Source organism: Micromonospora sp. DT233, assembly GCF_049841815.1.
Classification (GTDB): domain Bacteria; phylum Actinomycetota; class Actinomycetes; order Mycobacteriales; family Micromonosporaceae; genus Micromonospora.
On the sequence record NZ_JBNCLB010000004.1, the window covers coordinates 389,704 to 414,895 of the forward strand.

Here is a 25,192-nt window from a genome sequence, read left to right on the forward strand (position 1 = left end):
TCGGGGGGTGGCTGACCCCTCGACCTACCGTCCCGCCCCCGGCACCATCCCCGAGTCCCCGGGGGTCTACCGGTTCCGCGACGGCACCGGCCGGGTGATCTACGTCGGCAAGGCGAAGAACCTGCGCAGCAGGCTCAACTCCTACTTCGCCGACCTGTGGGGGCTGCACCAGCGCACCCAGCAGATGGTCACCACCGCCGAGTCGGTCGACTGGGTCACCGTCGGCACCGAGGTCGAGGCCCTTCAGCTCGAATACACCTGGATCAAGCAGTACGACCCCCGCTTCAACGTCCGCTACCGCGACGACAAGTCGTATCCGTACCTCGCCGTCACCGTCGGCGAGGAGTTCCCCCGGCTCCAGGTGATGCGCGGGGCCAAGCGCAAGGGGGTGCGCTACTTCGGGCCGTACTCGCATGCCTGGGCCATCCGCGAGACGCTCGACCTGCTGCTGCGGGTCTTCCCCGCGCGGACCTGCTCGGCCGGGGTGTTCAAGCGCGCCGGGCAGGTCGGCCGCCCCTGCCTGCTGGGCTACATCGACAAGTGCTCCGCCCCCTGCGTGGGCAGCGTCACCGCCGACGAGCACCGCGACATCGTCGAGGGCTTCTGCGACTTCATGGGCGGGCGCACCGACGCCATGGTCCGCCGGCTGGAACGCGAGATGACCGACGCCAGCGAGGCGCTGGAGTTCGAGCGGGCCGCCCGGCTGCGCGACGACGTGGCGGCCCTGCGCCGGGCCATGGAGAAGCAGACCGTGGTGCTCGGCGACGGCACCGACGCCGACGTGGTCGCCTTCGCCGACGACCCGATGGAGGCCGCCGTGCAGGTCTTCCACGTCCGCGACGGCCGGGTGCGCGGCCAGCGCGGCTGGGTGGTGGAGAAGACCGAGGAGCTGACCCCCGGCGACCTGGTGCACCACTTCTGCACCCAGGTCTACGGCGAGGAGCAGGGCGAGACCGACGTGCCCCGGGAGCTGCTGGTGCCCGCCCTGCCCGCCGACGCCGACGCGCTGGCCGACTGGCTGTCGGCCCGCCGGGGCAGCCGGGTGTCGCTGCGGGTGCCGCAGCGCGGCGACAAGCGTTCCCTGATGGAGACGGTGGCCCGCAACGCCAAGGACGGCCTGGCCCGGCACAAGCTCAGGCGCGCCGGCGACCTGACCACCCGGGGCAAGGCCCTCGACGAGATCAGCGAGGCGCTGGACATGCGCACCTCGCCGCTGCGCATCGAGTGCTTCGACATCTCCCAGATCCAGGGCACCGACGTGGTCGCCAGCATGGTCGTCTTCGAGGACGGCCTGCCCCGCAAGAGCGAATACCGCCGCTTCATCGTCCGGGGCGCCACCGACGACCTCTCCGCCATGTCGGAGGTGCTGCGCCGGCGCTTCGCCCGCTACCTCGACGCCCGCGCCGAGACCGGCGAGATCGGCGAGGAGACCGCCACCGACCCGGACCGGCCCGGCATCGACCCGACCACCGGGCGGCCGCGCAAGTTCGCGTACCCGCCGCAGTTGGTGGTGGTCGACGGCGGCGCGCCGCAGGTCGCGGCGGCGGCCCAGGCCCTCGCGGAGCTGGGCATCGACGACGTGGCGCTCTGCGGTCTGGCCAAGCGGCTGGAGGAGGTCTGGGTGCCCGACGACGAGTTCCCGATCATCCTGCCGCGCACCTCCGAGGGGCTCTACCTGCTGCAACGGGTGCGCGACGAGGCGCACCGCTTCGCCATCACCTTCCACCGGCAGCGCCGCTCCAAGCGGATGACGGAGTCGGCGCTGGACACCGTGCCGGGCCTCGGCGAGGTGCGGCGCAAGGCGCTGCTGCGCCACTTCGGCTCGCCCAAGCGCCTCGCGGCGGCGTCGGTGGAGGAGATCATGGCGGTGCCGGGCGTCGGCCGGCGCACCGCCGAGGCGATCACCGCCGCCCTCAACTCCGGGGCGGGCCCACGACCCGCCGAGGCCGACGCGGCGGGCGAGGGCTAGCGCCGCGCACCGTCGCTCGGGTGCGGGCCAGGAGCCCGGCCACCCGCGCCGGTTCCACGTCGCGAAAGATGAAAAATCAACTATCATCTATGGCGTTGAGGTGGCCGAGTGGCCATGATGACGAGGGTATGGCTGTCCGGAGCTTCCCCGACCCTGTCGCGTGACGGGTGCGACGGGGTCGGTCCCGGGCGCGTCGCTGGCAGCAGGGGAGATCACCATGACCCGGACCGGACCGCGCTGGTTCTCCCCGCTGCGCTGCGGCATCGCCGCCGCAGCGACCGCGCTGGCCCTCACCGCGACCGCCGCGCCCGCGCTCGCCGTCCCGGCCGAGGGCGAGATCCTCGCCGCCGGCGGCCCGACCGCCGTGGCCGGCTCCTACATCGTCGTGTTGCGGGACTCCGCCGTCTCCGCCGACGCCGTGCCCGCCACCGCCCGTTCCCTCACGTCGCGCCACGGCGGCGGCGTCGGCCCGGTCTACCGGCACGCCCTGCGGGGCTTCGAGGCCCGGCTCTCCGAGCGGGGCGCCCGCCGGCTCGCCGCCGACCCGGCCGTGGCGTCGGTGACGCAGAACCACACGCTCTCCGTGGCCGACGTGCAGAGCCCGACCCCGTCCTGGGGCCTCGACCGGCTCGACCAGCGCGCCCTGCCGCTCGACAACTCGTTCACCTACCCCCGCGTCTCACCGGCCGTGCGGGCCTACGTCATCGACACCGGGATCAACCTGACCCACAACGAGTTCACCGGGCGGGCGGTCTCCGGCTGGGACTTCGTCGACAACGACGCCGACGCCACCGACTGCCAGGGCCACGGCACCCACGTGGCCGGCACGGTCGGCGGGTCCACCTTCGGCGTGGCCAAGAACGTGCAACTGGTGGCCGTCCGCGTGTTCAACTGCACCGGCAGCGGCAACTACGTGCAGGTGATCGCCGGGGTCGACTGGGTGACCGGCGACCATGACCCCGGGGAGTTGTCCGTCGCGAACATGAGCCTCGGCGGCCCGGTCTTCGCGCCCATGGTCGAGGCCGTGAGACGGTCGATCGCCGACGGCGTCACCTACGCGGTGGCGGCGGGGAACGAGAACGGCGCCGACGCGTGCACGAAAGCCCCGGCCGCCGTCCCCGAGGCCATCACGGTGGCCGCCACCGGCACCAACGACGCGCGCGCGGCGTTCTCCAACATCGGTACGTGTGTGGACCTCTTCGCGCCGGGCGTCGACATCCCCTCGGCGTACATCGGCGGCAACACGGCCACCCGCACCGCCTCCGGGACGTCGATGGCCACCCCGCACGTCACCGGGGCGGCCGCGCTGATCCTCGCCGACCATCCGACGTACGCGCCGGCGCAGGTGACCCAGGCGCTGCTGGCCGACGCCACGCCCGAGGTGGTGACCGACGCGGGCGTCGGCTCGCCGAACCGGCTGCTGCACGTCAGCGCCACCACCCCCGCCAACGACTTCACGCTGACGGCCACCCCGGCGAGCGGCACCGTCACGCCCGGTGGCACCGTCTCGACCACGATCGCCGGCACCGTCACCAGGGGCGCGGCCCAGCCGGTCTCGCTGGCGGTCCGGGGCCTGCCCGCCGGCGTCACGGCCACGTTCCAGCCCGCCAGCATCTCCTCGAACGCCAGCAGCACGCTCCGGATCAGCACGGGGTCGACGACGCTGGCCGGCACCTACACCGTCACGGTGCTCGGCACCGGAGCCGGGGTGATCCGTCCGGTGGCCTTCCAGTTGCGCGTCGACGACGTGCCCGGCTGCGTCGGCTCGGACGGCACCGACCGGGCGATCAGCGACTACGACAGCCTCTACGCCCCCATCACCTTCACCGGCTGTGCCGGTGCCGCCGCCCGCAACAGCACGGTCGAGGTGCACATCGACCACCCCGTCATCGGGGAGCTCGACGTGCGGTTGATCTCGCCCAGGGGCACCTGGTACTACCTGCTGGATCACACCGGCGGCAGCGGCGACGACATCGACTACACGTTCACCTACGACCTGTCGGCCGAACCGGCGAACGGCACCTGGCAGCTGTACGTCAACGACTACCTGAACCAGGGCATCGGGTTCCTCGACTCGTGGCGGCTCAACCTGGCGGGCGCGGACCTGCCGCCGCCCGCGTGCGGTGGCATCTCCACCGTCGACCTGCGGCTCCCGGGCCTCGGCGCGGTCGAATCACCGATCAGCGTGCCCAACTGCGGCCGGGCGCCGTCGACCACCAGCTACATCGAGACCAACATCGCTCACCCGTACTTCCGGGAGCTCCGAATCTCCATCATCGCGCCGGGCGGGCAGGAGTTCCTGCTCAAGGAGAGCTACGAGGGGTCGTACCGGGCGAACGCCCGCGAAGCCTTCGTCACCGACCTGTCGGGGAAGCCGACCGGCGGCACCTGGAAGCTGCGGGTCGAGAACGTCGCCGAGTACGACGGCCTGCTCGAAGGCTGGAAGCTGACCCTCTGACTCTCTGACCCCCGACCGGGCCGCTTCGTCGACGGCCAGGATCTTTACTGCCCCGGCTCGTCGTCCCCGTCGCCCCAGCACAGGCCGCCGAGCCCGGCCGCGCTGTGGAACCCCGGATGGCCCGTGACGTCCATGCACACCTCGTCGTCGGGGCCAGTCCGGCCGCAGAAGACCGGCTCGACGTGGTTCCAGGCGTCGGCCCGGGAGAGCAGCGCGGCGTTGGCGGCCAACTCCGGGCGCAGGGTCGTCAGCCCGTCCGCGTAGATGGCGGCCTGGTCGCGGGCCTCCGCCAGGTCCGTCGCCAGGTAGGTCACGTGCAAGGTCCACCGAAGCGGCATCCGGTACGCCCCGGCGGGAGGGCCGTTGCGCCCCGAGCCCCGCTCCCGCTCGGTGGTGTAGCGGGCGATCAGGGCGTTGGCGTACATGTCGAGGGCGTCCGGCTTCGCCAGCGCGCGGGCGATGGCGGCCCGGACCCGTTCGGAGACGTCGGCCCCGTCGAGCAGGGCGGCCAGGTCGTCCTGCTCGACGGGCTGCTCGGCCCGCCCCCACCGCGAAGATCGATTGTCGGTCACCAGCGCCTGCCTCTCCGTAAGTGAGTGATTACCAAGAGAGTGGACCATGTCGAGAGGAAATGCAACGTCGCAATGTTCGGCGAAATGGTGCTTGAGTTGCGGTGGCTCTCCGGGCAGAATCGACTACTCACGGTGGAGGTGGTGTTGACGGTGGCGCAGGTGCCGAGTCCGACGATCAGAGCCCGACGGCTGCGGCGCGAACTGCGCCGCCTGCGCGACGGCACCGGGCACACGGCCGAGGAGGTGGCCAAGATCCTCGGCTGGCACCGGACCAAGGTGATCCGCTTCGAGTTGGGGCACTCGCGGGTGATGCCCAAGGACCTGCCGCCGCTGCTCGACCTCTACCAGGCCACCGCCGACGATCGGGAATCGCTGACCGCGCTGCTGCGGCAGTCCCGGCAGAAGGGCTGGTGGAGCGCGTACGGCGACGTGCTGCCGGACGACTACGTCGGCTTCGAGGCCGAGGCCACGTCGATCAGCGCGTTCGAGAGCCTCTATGTGCCGGGCTTGTTGCAGACCGAGGAATACGTTCGTGCGATCGTCAAGGCGGGCCGCAGCACCGCCGACCAGGACGAGACTGACCGGGTGGTTGCGGCGCGGCTCGCTCGCAAGGCGCTGTTGTCCCGAGACGTGCCGCCGGCGCTCTGGGCCGTGTTGGACGAGGCGGCCGTCCGCCGGGTGGTCGGCGGCCCGAAGGTGATGCGTGCGCAGCTCACGCGCCTGGTAGAGGCGTGCGAACTGCCCACCGTGGAGATCCAGGTCCTGCCGTTCGCCGCCGGAGCGCACGCGGCGATGGGTGGAGCCTTCACCCTGCTGGGTTACGCCGATCCGCTCCTGGACCCGGCGGTGGTCTATCTCAGCAACGACACCAGCACCCTCTTGCTGGAAGAGGATCGGCAGGTGGCCCGATATAAACTCATGTTCGACCATCTTCGGGCCAAGGCACTCGACCCCGACCGGTCTGCGGACCTGCTTGCGCGACTTGCTGCCGAGGTGCCGGACTGAGCCCACCCTTGGAGCGCTGCCGATGACCCCCTCGGAGCTGGCACAGGTGCACTGGCACAAGAGCAGTCGAAGCGGTGCGAACGATTCCAATTGCGTCGAGGTGGCCGAGTTGCCCGCCGCGTTGGCGGTGCGGGACTCCAAGGACCCGGCCGGCCCGGTGCTCCTCTTCGGCCCTGCCGCCTGGTCGTCGTTCGTCGCCGGCCTGCGGGCCGGCACCCGGACCTGAAACACTTCGTGTTCACCGGGAACGTGAAGCGTTCAAGATCGCGCGTGTTGCGGGGCCGCCTCAGCCGGCGAGCTGCCGGGCGATGAGGGTCAGCAGCTCGGCGTGCGTCTCGTGGTCCGCCGCTGCGACCAGGCCGCCCGCGCCCGTGTGCACGGGCTCGCCCCGCAGGTCGGTCACCACGCAACCGGCGGCCTGGCACAGGGCGATGCCGCTGGCGAAGTGCACGCTGTCGCGCAGCTCACCGTCGGTCACGTACCCGGCCCGCCGACCCGCCGCCACCCAGGCCAGCGCCAGGGTGGTGGAGACCACGCGTGGGCGGAACCGCGCCACGAAGCCCGGCTCGGCGAGCAGCGCGACGGCCCGGAAGTCGGGCTCGTTGGGAAACGGCGGGTCGAGGTTGACGTCCACCAGGCGCGAATCGCCCGACGGCGCCAGGCGCTCGTCCCCGCCGTCGCGGCGCACCCACGCGCCCTCGCCGTCGGTCCAGAAGATCTCGTCGGTGAACGGGTCGGCCGAGGCTGCCACGGTGCTCCGCGTGCCCGTGCGGAGCGCGACGTTCACCGCGACCAGCGTGCCGCGCACCGCGTAGTTCAGCGTGCCGCAGAGCGGGTCGACCAGCCACACCCGCTCGGCCTGGTCGGGGCCCGTACGGCCGCTCTCCTCACCCACCACGGCGTCGTCCGGCCGGGCGGCGCGCAGGAGCTCGACGATGACGCGCTCCGCCTCGATGTCGACGGCGGTCGCGAAGTCGCCCCCGCCCTTCGCGAAGTGGGGCGTCGCCGCGCCGTAGCGCGCCCGCACCACGGCGGCCCCCGCCTGGGCGGCGGCGACGACGAGATCCCGATCGGTCGTTGGCATCCACGAAGGATAGAAGGCGGTCCGCCCTGCCGGCGGCGGTGTCGTACCCGCCCGGTTAGATGGCCCGATGGCGGTACGCATCGACATCGACGCCCTGCGGGGCGAGGCCGGGGCCGTGGCCTGCGACGCGGCGGAGAAGCTCCTGGCCGCCGGGCAACCGGCGGCGATCACCAGCGAGGACGGGGGAGCGTCCGGGGTGTTCCGGGAGGCCGGGCAGCCGCCGTACGAGGTCTGGGTCGGCATCACCCCCGACGGCTTCACCACCGAGTGCGACTGCCCGGCCGACACGGAGCTCTGCGCCCACGCGGTCGCCCTCACCGTCGCCGCCGTGCGGGACGGCTTCGACTGGTCCTCGGCCGCCGGCTCGTCGTCGGTGCCGGAGGCCGACCCCCGGGTCGCCGAGCTGACCGAGATCGCGCGCGAGGTGCCCGCGCGGCGACTGGCCGCGCTGGTCGCCGAGTGGGCGGCCACGGACCGGGTCCTGGAGAGCAGACTGCTGGCGTACGCCGGGCGGCTCGCGCCGCCGACCGCCGCCGAGCTGGACGACGTCGGTCGGATTGTCGACAATCTCGCCGACGAGGCGACCGGCGGCGACCGGTGGGACCTGGCCGACGTCGAGCGGGCCGGCCGGGCGATCGTCGAGGAGGTACGGGTGCTGGCCGAGCGGCCGGCGACCGAGGAGACGCTGCTGGTGGTCGAGCGGGCCGCCCGTGCCTGGGACCGCATCGTCGTGCCGCTGCTGGACGCCTGGGAGACGTACGAGGAGGAGCCCGGCGAGATCGGCGGCGCGCTGCGGGCGGTCCACGTGCACCTCTGCGAGCAGCTCCGGCCGGACCCCGACGAGCTGGCGAAGCGGCTGACCGGGATCATCGGGGCGGCCGAGGTCGACTCCTGCCTCGACGAGCCGTGGGACTACCTCGACGTGCTCGGCCGCGACCGGGTCAAGACCCTCCACGGCCGCCACTGACCCCTCCCCACCCGCGCCCCGAAGATCCCAGGCAGCATTTTCCCCGAAAATGCTGCCTGGGCTGGCCGCTCAGGCAGCATTTTCCCCGAAGATGCGCGGATCTTGAAGGCGGCGGGAAGGCGGGGCAGGGGCCGCGGCGGCGGCGGGGCGGGAGTGGGCCGATCGACGGGGGTCGGCGGGATAGAGTCGCAGATCGGCCATGCCCGGTCACTTCGACCGTGGCGTCACCCGTGGGGAGTAGGCAGTGGACGAGGCGCGGATGCCCGAGGCGTCGCCCTCCGGCGACCCGACACCGACACCGACGACAGGCGCGACAGGCGCGACAGGCGCGACAGGCGCGGCGGGCGCCGCGACGGCGGAGAGCGTCGCCACCCCGGCGCTGACGGCGGAGAGCACCGGGGAGACCACGCTCGTGGTGGTGACCGGGGTCTCCGGCGGCGGCCGCAGCACCGTGGCGCGGGCGCTGGAGAACGTCGGCTACTACGTGGTCGACAACCTGCCCCAGGCGCTGATGCTCGACATGGCCGAGCTGGCCCTGAAGGCCGGCGGCGCGGCCCGGCGTACGGCGATGGTCCTGGACGTGCGCTCGCGCGCCTTCTCCACCGACCTGGTGGGGGCGATCCGCGAGCTCAAGGAGCGCGGCTTCTCCCCCCGGGTGGTCTTCGTCGACGCCGACGACGAGGTGCTGATCCGGCGCTTCGAGAGCGTGCGGCGCTCGCACCCGTTGCAGGGCGACGGGCGGCTCGCCGACGGCATCGCCGTGGAGCGCGGGCTGCTGGAGGAGGCCCGCGACCAGGCCGACGTGATCATCGACACCAGCCACCTGAACGTCAACCAGCTCCGCCGCCGCATCGAGGAGCTCTTCGGCGCGGAGGACGCCCGCCGGCTGCGGCTGACCGTGCTCTCCTTCGGCTTCAAGTACGGCCTGCCCCCGGACGCCGACTTCGTGCTCGACGCCCGCTTCCTGCCCAACCCGTACTGGGTGCCGGAGCTGCGCGAGCACACCGGCCGCGAGGCGGCGGTCAGCTCGTACGTGCTGGGTCAGGAGGGCGCGGAGGCCTTCGTCGGCACGTACGCCGACCTGGTCAACGCCACCACCGCCGGGTTCGAGCGGGAGGGCAAGCGGTACCTGACCGTGGCGGTCGGCTGCACCGGCGGCAAGCACCGCAGCGTGGCCATCTCCGAGGAACTGGCCGCCCGGCTGCGCCACCTGGGGCTGGCGGCCCACGCCCAGCACCGCGACCTGGGGCGGGAATGACGGCGGCGGCGACCCCGATCGACAGCCGGGCCGCCGGGCGCCGCACCCGGGTGGTGGCCTTCGGCGGCGGGCACGGCCTCTCGGCGTCCCTGCGGGCGCTGCGCCGCTGCGCCCCGGAGCTGGACCTGGACCTCACCGCCGTGGTCACCGTCGGCGACGACGGCGGCTCCAGCGGCCGGCTGCGCGCCCGCCGGGGCGGCCTGCCCCCGGGGGACCTGCGACAGGCGCTGGTGGCGCTCGCCGGCGACCACCCGGCCACCCGGCGCAGCGCCGGGCTCTTCCAGCACCGCTTCGCCGGCACCCCCGGCGACCGGGCCGACACCGACGACGGGCTGGCCGGGCACGCGGTCGGCAACCTGGTGCTCTGCGGGCTGATCGAGCTGCTCGGCGACCCGGTCGCCGCCCTGGAGCATGCCGGGGCGATGCTCGGCACGGTGGGCCGGGTGCTGCCGATGTCCTGCCAGCCGGTCGGCATCGAGGCCCGGGTGCGTGGGGCCGACCCGGCGCGCCCCGACGAGGTGGACACGGTGCGCGGGCAGCACCGGGTGGCGGTCACCACCGGCCGGGTGGAGTCGCTGCGGCTCACCCCGGCGACCCCGGCCGCCTGCGCGGAGGCGGTCACGGCGACCGCCGAGGCCGACTGGTTGATCTTCGGGCCGGGGAGCTGGTACACCAGTGTGCTGCCGCACCTGCTGGTGCCGGAGCTGGCCGCCGCGATCGTCGCCAGCCCGGCCCGCCGGCTGGTCACCCTCAACCTGGCCGCCGAGAAGGAGACCCTCGGGCTCTCCCTGGCCGACCACGTGGCCACCCTGCGCCAATACCTGCCCGCGCTGACCGTCGACGCGGTGCTCGCCGACGCCAAGGCGGTGGGCGATCCCGGCCCGGTCGAGCGTGCGGCAGAATCGCTGGGTGCCCGGCTGGTCCTTGCCCCGGTCGCCGTCACCGACGGCGAACCCCGTCACGATCCGGCCGCCCTGGGCGCCGCCCTGGTGCCTGTCCTGGGTGCCGATCGTTAAGCACGTACGTAATGTCCGGCAACACGCCGGAACCGGTCCGTGAGGGGGCGCACAATGGCGATGACGGCTGCGGTCAAGGACGAGCTGAGTCGGGTCGACGTGCCCAAGCCCTGCTGCCGGCGGGCGGAGATGGCGGCGCTGCTGCGCTTCGCCGGTGGGCTGCACATCGTCTCCGGCCGGGTGGTGGTGGAGGCCGAGCTCGACACCGGGGCGGCGGCCCGGCGGCTGCGCCGGGAGATCGCCGAGGTCTACGGCTACTCCAGCGAGATCCACGTGCTCGCCTCCGGCGGGCTGCGCAAGGGCAGCCACTTCCTCATCCGGGTGGTCAAGGACGGCGAGGCGCTGGCCCGGCAGACCGGGCTGCTCGACGTGCGGGGCCGACCGGTGCGGGGCCTGCCGCCGCACGTGGTGGCCGCGAACGTCTGCTGCGCGGTCTCCGCCTGGCGGGGGGCGTTCATGGCGCACGGCTCGCTGACCGAGCCGGGTCGCTCCAGCGCGTTGGAGATCACCTGCCCCGGCCCGGAGTCCGCGTTGGCCCTGGTCGGGGCGGCCCGCCGGCTCGGCATCACCGCCAAGAACCGCGAGGTGCGCGGCGTGGACCGGGTGGTGGTCAAGGACGGTGACGCCATCGCCGCGCTGCTGACCCGGGTGGGCGCGCACTCCAGCGTGCTGGCCTGGGAGGAGCGCCGGGTGCGCCGGGAGGTGCGGGCCACCGCCAACCGGCTGGCCAACTTCGACGACGCCAACCTGCGCCGCTCGGCGCGGGCCGCCGTGGCCGCCGCCGCCCGGGTCACCCGGGCGCTGGAGATCCTCGCCGAGGACGCCCCCAACCATCTCACCTCCGCCGGCCGGCTGCGCCTGGAGCACCGGCAGGCGTCGCTGGAGGAGCTGGGCGCGCTCGCCGACCCGCCGCTGACCAAGGACGCCATCGCCGGGCGGATCCGCCGGCTGCTGGCGCTGGCCGACAAGAGGGCCCGTGACCTGGGCATCCCGGATACGGAAGCGGCCGTCACGCCCGACATGCTCGTGGTGTGATGGGGCGGTGACGACAGGTGCGCCGGTGACCCGCAGCCGTGCGTCGGCGCGCCGGTGTGACCGGGGTGCGCGGGGCCCCGGCACCGCCTAAAGGATCACCACCCGGCGCGGGGTGCCGACAAGGGCTCGGATAGGGTCGGTTGGTACGGCAAGGAGGCCGGCACTGGCACTCCTCGCCGTGCTCACCGCCTCGGGCGGTCAGGTCTAGCAGACCGTGGCGGGGTGGCCGACATCAACTGTGATCGGCCGGCTCCAACGGACGGCGTACATCACCTCGCCGCCCCGCTGCTGACGCCGGCGGATCTGAACGCGAGGAGACGGAACCTGTGACCATCCGGGTTGGCATCAATGGTTTTGGCCGTATCGGCCGTAACTTCTTCCGGGCCGTGCTGGCATCCGGCGCGGACATCGAGGTCGTGGCCGTCAACGACCTGACCGACAACGCGACGCTCGCCCACCTGCTCAAGTACGACAGCATCCTGGGCCGGCTCCCGCACGAGGTCAAGGCGACCGCCGACGAGATCATCGTGGGCGGCAAGGCCATCAAGGCGTTCGCCGAGAAGGACCCGGCGAAGCTGCCGTGGGGCGAGGCGGGCGTGGACGTCGTGATCGAGTCCACCGGCTTCTTCACCGACGCCACCAAGGCCAAGGCGCACGTCGCCGGCGGCGCCAAGAAGGTCATCATCTCCGCCCCGGCGAAGAACGAGGACTTCACGGTCGTCATGGGCGTCAACCACGACCAGTACGACGCGGCGAAGCACACCATCATCTCGAACGCCTCCTGCACCACCAACTGCCTCGCCCCGATGGCGAAGGTGCTGCACGACACGTTCGGCATCCAGCACGGCCTGATGACGACGATCCACGCGTACACGCAGGACCAGAACCTGCAGGACGCGCCGCACAAGGACCTGCGTCGCGCCCGCGCCGCCGCGCTGAACATCGTCCCGACCTCCACGGGCGCCGCGAAGGCCATCGGCCTGGTGCTGCCGGAGCTCAAGGGCAAGCTCGACGGGTACGCGCTGCGGGTGCCGATCCCCACCGGCTCGGCCACCGACCTCACCGTCAACGTGGAGCGCGAGACCACCGTGGACGAGGTCAACGCCGCGCTGAAGGCCGCCGCCGAGGGCCCGCTCAAGGGCGTCCTGGTCTACAACGAGGACCCGATCGTCTCCGCCGACATCGTCACCGACCCGGCGTCGTGCATCTTCGACGCGCCGCTGACCAAGGTCGTGGGCAACCAGGTCAAGGTCGTCGGCTGGTACGACAACGAGTGGGGCTACTCCAACCGCCTCGTCGACCTGGTGAAGCTGGTGGGTCAGTCCCTGTGAGTGCGAGGAGTGAGCTTGCGAGCCCCGCAGTCACGAACGGAGGGCTGGCTCTGTGACCATCCGTAACCTCGACGACCTGCTCGCCGAGGGGGTGTCGGGTCGGCGCGTGCTCGTGCGCGCCGACCTGAACGTCCCGCTCGACAAGCAGACCGGCGCCATTAACGATCATGACTCCGCCTCCGCGCCGCAAGGCGGCACTCCGGACGGAGTAAGGATCGCCGACGACGGCCGCATCCGGGCGGTGCTGCCGACGCTGAGCGCCCTGACCTCCGCCGGCGCGAAGGTCGTGCTCTTGTCGCACCTGGGCCGCCCGAAGGGCGCGCCCGACCCGAAGTTCAGCCTCCGCCCGGTCGCGGCCCGCCTCGGCGAGCTCCTCGGCGCGCAGGTGCGCTTCGCCGAGGACACCGTCGGCGACTCCGCCCGCGCCACCGTCGACGCGCTCGCCGACGGCGAGGTGGCCCTGCTGGAGAACCTCCGCTTCAACAAGGGGGAGACCAGCAAGGACGAGGCCGAGCGGGGCGCGTTCGCCGACCAGCTCGCCGCCCTCGGTGAGGCGTACGTCGACGACGCGTTCGGCGCGGTGCACCGCAAGCACGCCAGCGTCTTCGACGTGCCGGCCCGGTTGCCGCACGTCGCCGGCCGCCTCGTGCTGCGCGAGGTGGAGGTGCTGGCGAAGCTCGCCGGCGAGTCCGAGCGCCCGTACGTGGTGGTGCTCGGCGGCTCGAAGGTCTCCGACAAGCTCGCGGTGATCGAGGCGCTGCTGCCGAAGGTCGACCGGCTGCTCATCGGCGGCGGGATGTGCTTCACCTTCCTCAAGGCCCAGGGCCACGAGGTGGGCACGTCGCTGCTGGAGCAGGAGATGGTGGAGACCTGCGCCAACCTGCTGGCCCGCGCGGACGGCAAGATCCTGCTCCCGGTCGACGTGGTGGCGGCGGACGCCTTCGCCCCCGACGCGGCGCACGACACCGTCCGTGCCGACGCCATCCCGAGCCACCGGGTCGGGCTGGACATCGGCCCGGAGACGGTGGCCGGCTTCGCGGCCGCCCTCGCCGAGGCTAAGACGATCTTCTGGAACGGGCCGATGGGCGTCTTCGAGATGCCGGCGTTCGCGGCCGGCACCCGGGGCGTCGCCGAGGCGATCCTCGCCGCCGACGCGTTCAGCGTGGTCGGCGGCGGCGACTCCGCCGCGGCGGTGCGCGCGCTGAAGCTGGACGAGTCCGCCTTCGGTCACATCTCCACGGGCGGCGGCGCCTCCCTGGAATACCTCGAGGGCAAGACCCTCCCCGGCATCGCGGCACTGGAGGACTGATGGCGGCGAACACCCGCCGGCCGCTGATGGCCGGCAACTGGAAGATGAACCTCAACCACTTCGAGGCCAACCTGCTGGTGCAGAAGCTGGCCGCGAGCCTCACCGAGAAGCAGCTCACCGACGTCGAGTGCGTCGTGCTCCCGCCCTTCACCGACCTGCGCACCGTGCAGACGGCGATCGAGGGCGACAAGCTGCTGATCGGCTACGGCGCGCAGGACCTCTCGCCGTACCAGTCGGGGGCCTACACCGGGGACATCTCCGGGGCGATGCTGGCGAAGCTGGGCTGCACGTACGTGGCGGTCGGCCACTCCGAGCGGCGGCAGTACCACCGCGAGGACGACGCGCTGGTCAACGACAAGGTGACCGCCGCGCTGGCCAACGGGCTGACCCCGATCCTCTGCATCGGCGAGGGCCTGGAGATCCGCGAGCAGCTGCGGCACGTGCCGCACTGCTGCGACCAGCTCGACGGCGCGCTGCGCGGGCTGAGCGCGGAGCAGGTCACCAAGGTCGTCGTGGCGTACGAGCCGGTCTGGGCGATCGGCACGGGCAAGACGGCGACGCCGGAGGACGCCCAGGAGGTGTGCGGGGAGGTCCGCAAGCGGCTGGCCGAGAGCTTCGACCAGGCCACCGCCGACGCGGTCCGGATCCTCTACGGCGGCTCGGTGAAGTCCTCCAACGTCGCCTCGATCATGGCCCAGCCGGACGTGGACGGGGCCCTGGTGGGCGGCGCGAGCCTGGACGCCGAGGAATTCGCCAAGATCTGCCGGTTCCCGGAGCACATCAGCCGCTGACCGCTCGCTATTCTTGACTCCGCCCGTCCGTCGGTCGGTGCCGCCGTGCCCGACCTGTCCGGGCGAGGATCGTAACGAGAGGACTGACCCCAGCCATGCCGATCTGGTTCGCATACACGTTGATCGTGTTGCTGGTCATCACGAGCGTCATGCTCACCATGCTCATCCTGCTGCACCGCGGTAAGGGCGGTGGGATGTCGAGCATGTTCGGCGGCGGGGTCAGCTCCAGCCTTGCCGGTTCCTCCGTGGCCGAGAAGAACCTCGACCGCTACACGGTGCTGGTGGGCATCGTCTGGTTCGCCTGCATCGTCGGGTTGGGGCTCTGGTTGCGCCTCCAGCTCGACGGGGCCGCCTGACCCCGCCCGCGCAAACGCCGTCCGCCCGCGCGCGGCCCGTCACCTCGACGGGCCGCGCGCGGGCTTTTGCGCCCGCACAGGGGCCACGGGAAAGGGGCACCCCGCCGCGTCGGCGGGATGCCCCTTGATCTCGTCGTTCAGCGCAGGCCGCCCCTGGCCGCGCCGCTCAGCGCAGGCTGCGCAGGCGGGGCGGGACCTCGGCCGCCGCCGCCCGGTCCAGCAGCCAGAGGGTACGACCGACGCCCTGCGCCCCGGCCGCCGGAAGCTGCACCGGCCCGGCCCCGTGCAACGCCATGCCGACCGCGCGGGCCTTGTCCGCGCCGCTGGCCACCAGCCAGACCTCCTCGGCGGTGTTGATCGCCGGGAGGGTCAGCGTGGTGCGCACCGGCGGCGGCTTGGGGCTGCCCCGCACGGCGCTGACCGGGCGGCTGTCGTGGTGCACCGGATGCCCGGGGAAGACCGAGGCGACGTGCCCGTCCTCGCCCACCCCGAGCATCAGCAGGTCGAAGTGGGGCAGCGTGGCGTGCCCCGGGCGGGCCGCGCGGGCCAGCTCGGCGGCGTACCCGGCGGCGGCGGCCTCCGGGTCGTCCCCGTCGGGGCCGTCGGAGGCCGGCATCGGGTGCACCCGGGCCGGGTCCAGCGGCACCGCGTCGAGCAGCGCCGCGCGGGCCTGGGTCTCGTTGCGCTCCGGGTGGCCGGCGGGCAGGAAGCGCTCGTCGCCCCACCAGACGTCGACCCGGGTCCAGTCCACCGCGTCGCGGGCCGGCAGCGCGCCCACCGCCCGGTAGACGGCGGCGGCGATCCGCCCGCCGGTCAGCACCATCGACGCCTCGCCGCGGTCGGCCTGCGCGTCGAGCAGCTTCACCAGCATCCGGGCCGCCACCGCCTGCGCCAGCAGGTCGGCGTCGGCGTGCACGGCGACACTCGCCTCGCTCATCTGTCGTGCCCTCGTCTCCGGACCGCCCGCGCGGTCTCCTGGGTTCTCGTCCAGCCCGGGGGCCGGTGGCCGCCCGTACGGCGCGGTGCGCCCGACGCGGGCCGGGCCGGGTCGCCGGCCGGCCCGCGTCGGCCGTCAGGCGGTGGCGCTGGTGCCGGCGTGGGCGGTGACGCCCGCCTCGGCCCGCTGCGCGGTCGCCGGGTCCTTCCAGACGTGCACCCGCTGCGCGGGCCGCTCGTCCAGCCCGGAGACGCCCGCCATCGCGCCCAACGCCCCGGCGTAGACCTGGTCGGCGTCCAACCGGCGCAGCTCCTCGGCCAGTTCGTCGCCGAGCGGCCGGCGCACCAGCGGCAGCTGCCGGTCGTGCTGGCCGGTGCGGCGGAAGGTGGCCTGGCTGTCCTCCCGGGTGAGGGTGAGCACGTCGCCGTTTGCGCAGCTCAGCTCCACCTCCCGCATCCGGGGGAACTCGTCGGTGGGCTCCCAGCGCGGGGTGATCCCGAGCCGGCCGCCCAGCCAGCCGCACATCAGCGCGGCCGTCGGGTCCGACGGCGGGGCCACCACCCGGGCCTCGGTGATCCGGGCGTCGGTGGTGTCGAACGCGCCGGCCACCAGGGTGCGCCACGGGGTGATCCGGGTCCACGCCAGGTCGGTGTCGCCCGGGGCGTAGTCACGGGCCCGCTCGCGCAGCGCCTCGATCGGGTCGGCGGCCTGCGCGCTGTCGGTGATCCGTCGGTCGGCGACGACGCCGAGGAAGTCCGTCGCGATCTCCGCCGGCGGCGCGCCGTGCCACCACGTCACCACCGGCACGTCCGGCACCAGCAGCGGCATCACCACCGACTCGGCATGCAGCGCCAGCCGGCCGTACATCCGGGTGACCACCGCCTCGCACGGGCCGAGCCGGCCGCCGACGACGATCTCCGCGTCCAGCCGGTTGCGTTCCCGCTCCACGTCGGCGCGGACCACCACCAGCAGCCGGCACGGGTGGGCTGCGGCGGCTATGGTCGCCGCCGCCTCCGCCTCCCGGACCCGCTTCTCGTCGGCCACCACGATCAGGGTCAGCGCCATGCCGCTGGCGACCCCGCCCGCGCTGCGCCGCTCGGCGGCGAGCGCCTTGACCACCTCGTTGCCGGTGGTGTCCCACAGCCCGATCAACGGAACCTCCTGGTTCGCTCGCTGCGCCCGCTCACGCCCGCCGCCACGCCCGGCCCTCGTGGGCCAGCATCTCGTCGGCGGCCCGGGGCCCCCACTCGCCGGCCCGGTAGGGCTCCGGCTTAGTGCCCTCCCAGGCGTGCTCCAGCGGGTCCACCACCGCCCAGCTCTGCTCGACCTCGGAGGCGTCGGGGAAGAGGGTACGGTCGCCGATCAGCACGTCCAGCACCAGCCGCTCGTACGCCTCGGGGCTGGACTCGGTGAACGCCTCGCCGTACTGGAAGTCCATCGCGATGTCGCGGACCTCCATGGTGGTGCCCGGCACCTTGGAGCCGAACTTCAGCACCACGCCCTCGTCGGGCTGCACCCGGATGACGAGCTGGTTGTTGCCGAGCATCTCCATGTCGGCTTCGTTGAACGGAAGGTGCGGGGCCTTCTTGAAGATGATGGCCACCTCGGTCACCCGCCGGGGCAGCCGCTTGCCGGCGCGGATGTAGAACGGCACCCCGGCCCAGCGGCGGTTCTGGATGCCCAGCCGCACCGCCACGTACGTCTCCGTGGTCGAGCCCTCCGGCACGCCCTCCTCGTCGAGGTAGCCGACCGCCCGCTGCCCGCCGACCCAACCGGGCAGGTACTGCCCGCGCACGGTGCCCTGGGCGACGTCCTTCGGCAGGGTGATCGCCTTGAGCACCTTCAGCTTCTCGGCGCGGATCTCGTCGGCGTCGAAGCTGGTCGGCTCCTCCATCGCCACCAGCGCCAGGAGCTGGAGCAGGTGGTTCTGGAGCACGTCGCGGGCGGTGCCGACCGAGTCGTAGAAGGCGGCCCGGCTGCCGATGCCGACGTCCTCGGCCATGGTGATCTGCACCGAGTCGACGTGCCGGGAGTTCCACAGCGGCTCGAAGAGGCTGTTGGCGAAGCGCAGCGCCAGGATGTTCTGGACCGTCTCCTTGCCGAGGTAGTGGTCGATGCGGAACACGTCCCGGCCGGTGAAGACGTCGTCGACCAGGTCGTTGAGCTCCTTGGCCGAGGGCAGGTCGTTGCCGAACGGCTTCTCCACCACCACCCGACGCCAGCCGCCGGAGGTGTCGTTGTCGGCCATCCCGGTGCGGGCGAGCTGCTTGAGCACCACGGGGAACGCCGCCGGGGGGATGGAGAAGTAGAACGCGGCGTTGCCGTGGATGCCGTGGGAGTCGCGCAGCTCGTCCAGGCTCGTCTTGAGGTGGTCGAACGCGGCGTCGTCGTCGAACGAGCCGCCGACGAACTTGATGTTGCCGGCGAGCCGCGCCCAGACCTCCTCCCGCCACGGTGTGCGGGCGTGCTGTTTGGCCGCTTCGTGGGCCAGCGACTCGAAGTCGCCGTCGCCCCAGTCGCGGCGGGCGAAGCCCAGGACCACGAAACCGGGCGGCAGCAGCCCCCGGTTGGCCAGGTCGTAGACCGCCGGTAGCAGCTTCTTCCGCGCCAGGTCACCGGTCACTCCGAAGATCACCAGAGCGCAGGGCTCAGGGATCCTCGGCAGTCGTCGGTCCTGCGCGTCGCGCAGCGGGTTCACCGGACGCCTCCTCGCTCCGCTGGTGTCACATGGTCCATCGTCATGCCCGTAACCGCCGGGCCGTATCGATCAGCTGGGCGAGCCCGGCCGACCGGTCGGTCAGGTGTAGCCGCAGCACCGGGCGCCCCCGACCGGTCAGCGCCTCTCGGTCGCCGGTGGCCTGGGCAGCCTGGAGCTCCCCGAAGGAATACGGGCGCCCGGGCACGGCCAGATCATTGTCGACCGTACCGGTCAACTGAAGGAAACTGCCCACCTGAGGGCCGCCCTTGTGGTACTGGCCGGTGGAGTGCAGGTAGCGCGGCCCCCAGCCGAAGGTGACCGGCCGGCCGGTCAGCCCGGCGAGCGCCGGCCGCAGCCGGGCCGCGTCGGCGTCGGCGCGCCGGTCCAGGTACGCCTGCACCGCCAGGTAGCCGCCGGGGTCTAGGCCGTCGAGCAGGTGGCGCAGCGCGCCGGCCAGGTCGGTCGGGGTGCCCGCCGGGGCGTACACCTCGATCGCGCCCTCGACGGCCGACGGCGGCTGCGGTGGCGGGGCCGAGGCGAGGAGCCGGGCGGTGTTCTCCTTGCTCTCGGCGACGTTCGGCTGGTCGAACGGGTTGACCCCGAGCACCGCGCCGACCAGCGCCGTGGCGTACTCCCAGGCCAGGAAGTGCGCGCCCAGCGGGCCGTTGACGGCCAGGTCCGGGGCGGCCCAGCCGCCGGGGACGGCCCCGGGTGCCAGCGCGCCGCCGTGGCTGACCGTGAGCACGTCCGGGCCGGCGCCACCGGGGGCGTCGGGGGACTCCAGCACCACGGGCAGCAGCCCCAGCCCGGTCTTGCCGGTGGACTCGGCCAGCAACTGCTCGATCCAGTCGCCGAGCCCTTCGATGCCGGTGCCGTCGTCGACCAGGGTGATCGTGTCCCGCCCGGAGGTGGCCGCGGCGGCCAGCGCCGCGCCGAGGGCCAGCGCCGGGTTGTCGGCCTCGCCGGCCAGCGACCCGGCGAGGGCCTCGGCCTGGTCGAGCAGCTCGCTCACCTCGGCCCCGGCCAGCGCCGCGGGCACCAGCCCGAACGCGGTCAGCGCCGAGTACCGGCCACCCACCTGCGGGTCGGCCAGCACGGCGACCGCGCCCAGCTCGGCGGCGACGGCCTCCAGCGGCGAACCGGGATCGGTGACCACCACGAAGTGCCGGGCGGCCTCCGCCTCGGTCAGCCCCGCGTCGAGGAACGCCGCCAGGTACGCCCGCCGGTGGCTGTCGGTCTCCACGGTCGCGCCGGACTTGCTGGCCAGCACCACCACCGTGCGCTCCAGCCGGTCGGCCAGCGCGGCCCGGACCTCGCCCGGGTCGGTGCCGTCCAGCACGGTCAGCGGCCGGCCCAGGGTGCGGGTGATCACCTCGGCCGCCAGCGCCGAGCCGCCCGTCCCGGCCAGCACCACGTGGTCCAGGTCGGCCAGCTCGGCGGTGAGCTCGGCGAGCTGGGGGAGTAGTTCCCGGCTGCGCCGGTGGGTGTCCAGCCAGCCGAGCCGCTCGCGTGCCTCGGCCTCGACCTCCGGGCCCCACAGCGTCGCGTCCGGTGCCGCGAGCCGCGCCGGGACGCCCAGGAGCGTCAGGGCGTCGCGGGTGGAGGCGGGCGCGGCGGGGTCCACCGTGCCCGCGCCGTGCACGACCAGCCCGGCGGACGCCTCCGCCGGGCCGGCCAGCAGGTCGCTCACCCGGCCGCGCCGGCCGATTCGGCCCGCCGGTCGGTGGCGTGCCGGGCGGTGGTCCGCCGGGCGGTGGCATGCCCGCCGATGGCGTTTACGCCGGTGGCGCGGCGCGCCCCGGGGCGGTGCCCCGGGGCGCGCCCACGACCATCGGTCACGCGTTGCCCCCGGCCTGCTGGGCGGCCTGCGCGTTGCCCTCGGCGGCCTGGCTCGGCCGCCCGCTGCCCTGACCTGCGGCGGCGAGGGACTTGCGGACCCCGTCGAGCAGCTCCTGCCAGCTCGCCTCGAACTTCTCCACGCCCTCGCGCTCCAGCTTGGCGATCACGTCGGGCATGTCGACGCCGACGGACTCCAGGTCGGTGAAGAGCTTCCGGGCCGCCTCGTACGACCCGGTGACGGTGTCGCCGCGGGTCTCGCCGTGGTCGGCGTAGGCGTGGATGACCGGCTCCGGCATCGTGTTGACGGTGCCGGGGGCGATCAGCTCCTCGACGTAGATCACGTCGCGGTAGTCCGGGTTCTTCGTCGAGGTCGACGCCCAGAGCGGGCGCTGCGGGTGGGCGCCCGCATCGGCCAGGGCCTGCCAGCGCTCCGAGGAGAAGACCTCGCTGTAGCGCTCGTAGGCGAGCTGGGCGTTGGCCACGGCGGCCTTGCCGCGCAGCGCCTTGGCCTCGTCGGAGCCGATCTTCTCCAGCCGCTTGTCGACCTCGGCGTCGACCCGGGAGACGAAGAACGACGCCACCGAGCCGATCTTCGACAGGTCGTGGCCGTTGGCCTTGGCCTGCTCGAGACCGGCGAGGAAGGCCTCCATGACCTGCGAGTAGCGGTCCAGCCCGAAGATCAGCGTGACGTTGACGCTGATCCCCTCGGCCAGGGTCGCGGTGATCGCCCCCAGCCCCGCCTCGGTGGCCGGGATCTTGATGTAGAGGTTGGGCCGGTCGACCAGCCACCACAGCGCCTTGGCCTCGGCGAGCGTGCGGTCGGCGTGGTGCGCCACCCGGGGGTCCACCTCGATGGAGACCCGGCCGTCGATGCCCTTGCTGGCGTCGTACGAGGGGCGCATCACGTCGCAGGCCCACCGCACGTCGTACGTGGTGAGCATCCGCACCGCCTCCTCCACCTCCACCCCACGGCTGGCCAGGTCGCGCAGCTGCCAGTCGTAGGTATCGGCGTCGGCGAGCGCCTTCGCGAAGATCGTCGGGTTGGTGGTGACCCCGGCCACGTGCTTCTCCCGGCGCAGCTGGTCCAGCCCGCCGGAGGTCAGCCGCTCCCGGGAGAGGTCGTCGAGCCAGACCGCCACCCCGGTGGCGGTGAGTTCACTGAGCCTGTCCGTCATGTCGTCCACGCTTTCCTCAGTTGCCGGTCGTGAAACCGGTGATGTCGCCGATCCGGGTCAGCGCCGCGTGCGCGGCGGCCACGATCCGGTCCGGGGTGAACCCGAACTGCTCGAAGAGCACGGTGTGCGGGGCGCTCGCGCCGTAGTGCTCCAGGCTCACGCTCTCGCCGGAGTCGCCGACGATCCCGCGCCACGACATCGCGATGCCCGCCTCCACGCTCACCCGTGCCTTTACCCCGCGCGGCAGCACCGACTCCCGGTACGCCTCGTCCTGGGCGTAGAACCACTCCTGGCACGGCATCGACACCACCCGGGTGGGGGTGCCGTCGGCCTCCAGCCGCTCCCGCGCGGTGAGGCAGAGCTGCACCTCCGAGCCGGTGCCGACGATGATCACCTGCGGCTTGCCGTTGGAGGCCTCGGCCAGCACGTAGCCGCCCTTGGTGGTGCCCTCGGCGGGGCCCAGCGTCGAGCGGTCCAGCGTCGGCAGGGCCTGGCGGCTCAGCGCCAGCGCGGTCGGCCGGTCGGTGTGCTCCAGCGCCTGCCGCCACGCCCACGCCGTCTCGTTGGCGTCGGCCGGGCGCACCACGTCCAGGCCGGGGATGGCCCGCAGCGCGGTGAGGTGCTCCACCGGCTGGTGGGTCGGGCCGTCCTCGCCCAGCCCGATCGAGTCGTGCGTCCAGACGTAGACCACCGGGAGCTTCATCAGCGCGGCGAGCCGCACAGACGGGCGCATGTAGTCGCTGAACACCATGAACGTGCCGCCGTAGGGGCGGGTCCCGCCGTGCAGGGCGATGCCGTTGAGGATCGCGCCCATGGCGTGCTCGCGGATGCCGAAGTGCAGGGTGCGGCCGTACTCGTGGCCGGGGAAGTCCTTGGTGGCGTGCATCGCCGGGACGAACGACGGCTCGCCCTTCATCGTGGTGTTGTTGCTCTCCGCCAGGTCGGCGGAGCCGCCCCAGAGCTCCGGCAGCACCGGGGCCAGGGCCTCCAGCACCTTGCCGGAGGCGGCGCGGGTGGCGACGCCCTTGGAGTCGGCCGGGAAGGTCGGCAGCGCGTCGGTCCAGCCCTGCGGCAGGGTGCGGGAGGCCATCCGGTCCCACAGCTCCTTGCGCTCCGGGTTGGCCTGCGCCCAGGCCGCGTACGCCTTCTCCCACTCCTGCTGGGCCTGCGCGGCGCGGGTGAGCACCCCGCGGGCGTGGCCGAGCACCTTCTCGTCGACCTCGAAGCTCTTGGCCGGGTCGAAGTCGAGCAGCTCCTTGGTGGCGGCCACCTCGTCGGCGCCGAGCGCCGAGCCGTGGATCTTGCCGGTGTTCTTCTTGTTCGGCGCGGGCCAGCCGATGATGGTGCGCAGCGCGATGAACGACGGGCGGCCGGTCTCGGCCTTCGCCGCCAGCAGCGCCCGGTACAGCGCTTCGACGTCCTCGTGGTAGTCGCCCTGGTCGGCCTCGCCGGCCCGCCAGTCGACGGTCTGCACGTGCCAGCCGTACGCCGCGTAGCGGGCCGCGACGTCCTCGCTCTTGGCGATGCGGGTGTCGTCCTCGATCGAGATCTCGTTGTCGTCGTAGATCAGCGTGAGGTTGCCGAGCTGCTGGTGCCCGGCCAGGGCGCTGGCCTCGTGGCTGATGCCCTCCTCGATGTCGCCGTCGGAGGCGATGCACCACACGTCGTGGTCGAAGACCGACGCGCCGGCCTCGGACTCGGGGTCGAAGAGGCCGCGCTCGCGGCGGGCCGCCATCGCCATGCCGACCGCGTTGCCCAGGCCCTGCCCGAGCGGGCCGGTGGTGGTCTCCACGCCCGGGGTGTGGCCGTGCTCCGGGTGGCCCGGGGTGAGCGAGCCCCACTGCCGCAGCGACTTGAGGTCGTCCAGGGCCAGCGGGTAGCCGGAGAGGAAGAGCTGGGTGTAGAGGGTCAGGCTGGAGTGCCCGGCGGAGAGCACGAACCGGTCCCGGCCGGGCCAGTTCGGGTCGGCCGGGTTGTGCCGCATCACCCGGTTGAAGAGGAGGTACGCCGCGGGCGCGAGGCTCATCGCGGTGCCCGGGTGGCCGTTGCCGGACTTCTCCACGGCGTCCATCGCCAGCACGCGGACGAGGTCGACGGCGCGGCGGTCAAGGTCGGACCAGTTGAGTGCGGGTTGCTCGGGTCGGTTGGCAGCCACGATGGTTGTGCTCCTCGGCAGTTGGGCGGAACCCTCAGTGATGACCCTATCGAGCGGTCCTAAACACCCGCCGGAGGATCTGGTGATGCCTTTATCACCTCGGTGACCGGATCGTCGTTACCTCTTAGGTGTGACCGCCCGCACCGTTGTCGGGTCGCGCGGGCAGCCAAAACGACGACGCGTAGTGTGTGGTTCGTGTGTGAGCCCCGACGGGTTCGACCACCCCGACCTCCTCTGCCGACGCCGGAAGGTGGCAATCCGTGAGCATGATCACCGAGCGCCCCGTCAGCAATCCTGCCGGGCAGCCGCCGGTGCGCACGGTGACGACCAGGGTGCCGGCGGCACCCCGGCGGGACGTCCGGGCGATGGTGTCGGCGTACGTCGCGATGACCAAGCCGCGCATCGTGGAGCTGCTGCTGGTCACCACCATCCCGGCGATGATGCTGGCCGAGGGGGGCCTGCCGTCGCTGTGGCTGATGGCGGTGGTGCTGGTCGGCGGCTCGCTGGCCGCCGGCGCGGCCAGCGTGATCAACTGCTACATCGACCGGGACATCGACCAGTTGATGCGGCGCACCAAGCGCCGGCCGCTGCCGACGCACACCGTCTCGCCGCGCAACGCGCTGATCTTCGGGCTGGTGCTGGCGGTGGTCTCGGTGGCCCTGATGGCCGCCTTCACCAACCTGCTGGCCGCCGGGCTGACCCTGGCCGCCATCGCCTACTACGACCTGGTCTACACGCTCTGGCTCAAGCGCACCACGCCGCAGAACACCTTCTGGGGCGGCGCGTGCGGGGCGGCCCCGGTGCTGATCGGCTGGGCCGCGGTGACCGGCTCGCTGGCCCCGGCCGCGTGGGTGCTCTTCGCGGTGGTCTTCTTCTGGCAGATGCCGCACTTCTACCCGCTGGCGATGAAGTACAAGGCCGACTACGCCCGCGCGGGCATCCCGATGCTGCCGGTGGTCGCCTCGCCCCGCCGGGTCAACGCCGAGATCATCGGCTTCGCCTGGGTGACGCTCTTCGCCTCGCTGGCCCTCTGGCCGCTCGGGATGAGCGCGATCTACGGGGTCACCGCGCTGCTCGCCGGCGGGGTCTTCGTCTACGAGGCGCACCGGCTGTGCCGGCAGGTGAGCCGGGGCGGGGCGGTCAAGCCGATGCGGCTGTTCCACTGGTCGTACGTCTACCTGACGATCCTCTTCGCCGCCGTCGCCGTCGACGCGCTGATCTGATCCGGGCCCGGCCG

Annotated in this window: 22 protein-coding genes; 13 read left to right on the forward strand and 9 right to left on the reverse strand. The window is 73.0% G+C overall.

Going from position 1 to position 25,192, the window contains the following annotated elements:
* The first annotated feature begins 7 nt into the window (after window positions 1-7).
* Together uvrC and ACLQ2V_RS12855 are read left to right on the forward strand one after the other, a co-directional pair.
* A complete protein-coding gene (gene uvrC / locus ACLQ2V_RS12850; protein WP_425718655.1) occupies window positions 8-1,969 on the forward strand; it encodes an excinuclease ABC subunit UvrC in 1,962 nt (653 codons plus the stop codon).
* 217 nt (window positions 1,970-2,186) lie between these two features.
* The gene (locus tag ACLQ2V_RS12855; RefSeq protein ID WP_425718656.1) at window positions 2,187-4,427 is read left to right on the forward strand and encodes a S8 family serine peptidase; all 2,241 of its coding nucleotides are present in this window, start codon (window positions 2,187-2,189) and stop codon (window positions 4,425-4,427) included.
* Window positions 4,428-4,471: 44 nt separating this feature from the next.
* Here ACLQ2V_RS12855 and ACLQ2V_RS12860 read toward each other — a convergent pair whose 3' ends face one another.
* A complete protein-coding gene (locus ACLQ2V_RS12860; protein WP_425718657.1) occupies window positions 4,472-4,999 on the reverse strand; it encodes a hypothetical protein in 528 nt (175 codons plus the stop codon).
* 150 nt (window positions 5,000-5,149) lie between these two features.
* Here ACLQ2V_RS12860 and ACLQ2V_RS12865 point away from each other — a divergent pair, with 150 nt between their 5' ends.
* Both ACLQ2V_RS12865 and ACLQ2V_RS12870 read left to right on the forward strand, forming a co-directional pair.
* Entirely contained in the window at window positions 5,150-6,004 is an 855-nt protein-coding gene (locus ACLQ2V_RS12865; RefSeq protein ID WP_425718834.1) for a DUF5753 domain-containing protein, read from the forward strand.
* A gap of 22 nt (window positions 6,005-6,026) precedes the next feature.
* Window positions 6,027-6,230, forward strand: coding sequence for a DUF397 domain-containing protein (locus ACLQ2V_RS12870; protein ID WP_425718658.1), 204 nt, complete (start codon window positions 6,027-6,029; stop codon window positions 6,228-6,230).
* A gap of 60 nt (window positions 6,231-6,290) precedes the next feature.
* Here ACLQ2V_RS12870 and ACLQ2V_RS12875 read toward each other — a convergent pair whose 3' ends face one another.
* Window positions 6,291-7,088: an inositol monophosphatase family protein gene (locus ACLQ2V_RS12875; RefSeq protein WP_425718659.1), complete on the reverse strand. Its 798-nt coding sequence runs from the start codon at window positions 7,086-7,088 to the stop codon at window positions 6,291-6,293.
* A 67-nt stretch (window positions 7,089-7,155) separates the two neighbouring features.
* Here ACLQ2V_RS12875 and ACLQ2V_RS12880 point away from each other — a divergent pair, with 67 nt between their 5' ends.
* The 8 genes from ACLQ2V_RS12880 (at window position 7,156) to secG (ending at window position 15,151) form a co-directional block, all read left to right on the forward strand.
* Window positions 7,156-8,055, forward strand: a complete 900-nt coding sequence (locus tag ACLQ2V_RS12880) for a hypothetical protein (RefSeq protein WP_425718660.1) — start codon at window positions 7,156-7,158, stop codon at window positions 8,053-8,055.
* 259 nt (window positions 8,056-8,314) lie between these two features.
* Entirely contained in the window at window positions 8,315-9,313 is a 999-nt protein-coding gene (gene rapZ / locus ACLQ2V_RS12885) for an RNase adapter RapZ (RefSeq protein WP_425718835.1), read from the forward strand.
* Window positions 9,310-10,329: a gluconeogenesis factor YvcK family protein gene (locus ACLQ2V_RS12890; RefSeq protein ID WP_425718661.1), complete on the forward strand. Its 1,020-nt coding sequence runs from the start codon at window positions 9,310-9,312 to the stop codon at window positions 10,327-10,329. The genes rapZ and ACLQ2V_RS12890 overlap by 4 nt, the downstream gene beginning before the upstream one ends.
* 54 nt (window positions 10,330-10,383) lie before the next feature.
* Complete coding sequence (gene whiA / locus ACLQ2V_RS12895; protein WP_425718662.1) at window positions 10,384-11,364, forward strand: DNA-binding protein WhiA; 981 nt, start codon at window positions 10,384-10,386, stop codon at window positions 11,362-11,364.
* Between the two features lie 326 nt (window positions 11,365-11,690).
* Window positions 11,691-12,695 carry a type I glyceraldehyde-3-phosphate dehydrogenase gene (gene gap / locus ACLQ2V_RS12900; RefSeq protein ID WP_425718663.1) on the forward strand — a complete coding sequence of 335 codons (1,005 nt, stop codon included), beginning with the start codon at window positions 11,691-11,693 and terminating at the stop codon, window positions 12,693-12,695.
* A gap of 52 nt (window positions 12,696-12,747) precedes the next feature.
* The gene (locus tag ACLQ2V_RS12905; protein WP_425718664.1) at window positions 12,748-14,004 is read left to right on the forward strand and encodes a phosphoglycerate kinase; all 1,257 of its coding nucleotides are present in this window, start codon (window positions 12,748-12,750) and stop codon (window positions 14,002-14,004) included.
* Window positions 14,004-14,795: a triose-phosphate isomerase gene (gene tpiA, locus ACLQ2V_RS12910; RefSeq protein ID WP_425718665.1), complete on the forward strand. Its 792-nt coding sequence runs from the start codon at window positions 14,004-14,006 to the stop codon at window positions 14,793-14,795. Before ACLQ2V_RS12905 ends, tpiA begins: the two co-directional genes overlap by 1 nt.
* Before the next feature lie 95 nt (window positions 14,796-14,890).
* Window positions 14,891-15,151 (forward strand): preprotein translocase subunit SecG, encoded by a 261-nt coding sequence (secG, locus tag ACLQ2V_RS12915; RefSeq protein ID WP_425718666.1) that lies wholly within the window; start codon window positions 14,891-14,893, stop codon window positions 15,149-15,151.
* A 166-nt stretch (window positions 15,152-15,317) separates the two neighbouring features.
* Here secG and pgl read toward each other — a convergent pair whose 3' ends face one another.
* The 7 genes from pgl to tkt form a co-directional block, all read right to left on the reverse strand.
* On the reverse strand, window positions 15,318-16,088 hold the full coding sequence (pgl, locus tag ACLQ2V_RS12920; protein WP_425718667.1) for a 6-phosphogluconolactonase: 771 nt from the start codon (window positions 16,086-16,088) through the stop codon (window positions 15,318-15,320).
* Between the two features lie 135 nt (window positions 16,089-16,223).
* Window positions 16,224-17,240 (reverse strand): glucose-6-phosphate dehydrogenase assembly protein OpcA, encoded by a 1,017-nt coding sequence (locus ACLQ2V_RS12925; protein ID WP_425718668.1) that lies wholly within the window; start codon window positions 17,238-17,240, stop codon window positions 16,224-16,226.
* 31 nt (window positions 17,241-17,271) lie between these two features.
* Entirely contained in the window at window positions 17,272-18,786 is a 1,515-nt protein-coding gene (zwf, locus tag ACLQ2V_RS12930) for a glucose-6-phosphate dehydrogenase (protein WP_425718669.1), read from the reverse strand.
* A 40-nt stretch (window positions 18,787-18,826) separates the two neighbouring features.
* A complete protein-coding gene (locus ACLQ2V_RS12935; protein ID WP_425718670.1) occupies window positions 18,827-20,476 on the reverse strand; it encodes a glucose-6-phosphate isomerase in 1,650 nt (549 codons plus the stop codon).
* Window positions 20,473-20,625, reverse strand: coding sequence for a hypothetical protein (locus ACLQ2V_RS12940; RefSeq protein WP_425718671.1), 153 nt, complete (start codon window positions 20,623-20,625; stop codon window positions 20,473-20,475). The genes ACLQ2V_RS12935 and ACLQ2V_RS12940 overlap by 4 nt, the downstream gene beginning before the upstream one ends.
* The gene (gene tal, locus ACLQ2V_RS12945) at window positions 20,622-21,800 is read right to left on the reverse strand and encodes a transaldolase (protein WP_425718672.1); all 1,179 of its coding nucleotides are present in this window, start codon (window positions 21,798-21,800) and stop codon (window positions 20,622-20,624) included. The genes ACLQ2V_RS12940 and tal overlap by 4 nt, the downstream gene beginning before the upstream one ends.
* Window positions 21,801-21,816: 16 nt before the next feature.
* Window positions 21,817-23,955, reverse strand: a complete 2,139-nt coding sequence (tkt, locus tag ACLQ2V_RS12950) for a transketolase (RefSeq protein ID WP_425718673.1) — start codon at window positions 23,953-23,955, stop codon at window positions 21,817-21,819.
* A gap of 260 nt (window positions 23,956-24,215) precedes the next feature.
* Here tkt and ACLQ2V_RS12955 point away from each other — a divergent pair, with 260 nt between their 5' ends.
* On the forward strand, window positions 24,216-25,178 hold the full coding sequence (locus ACLQ2V_RS12955; protein ID WP_425718674.1) for a heme o synthase: 963 nt from the start codon (window positions 24,216-24,218) through the stop codon (window positions 25,176-25,178).
* Window positions 25,179-25,192: the final 14 nt, after the last annotated feature.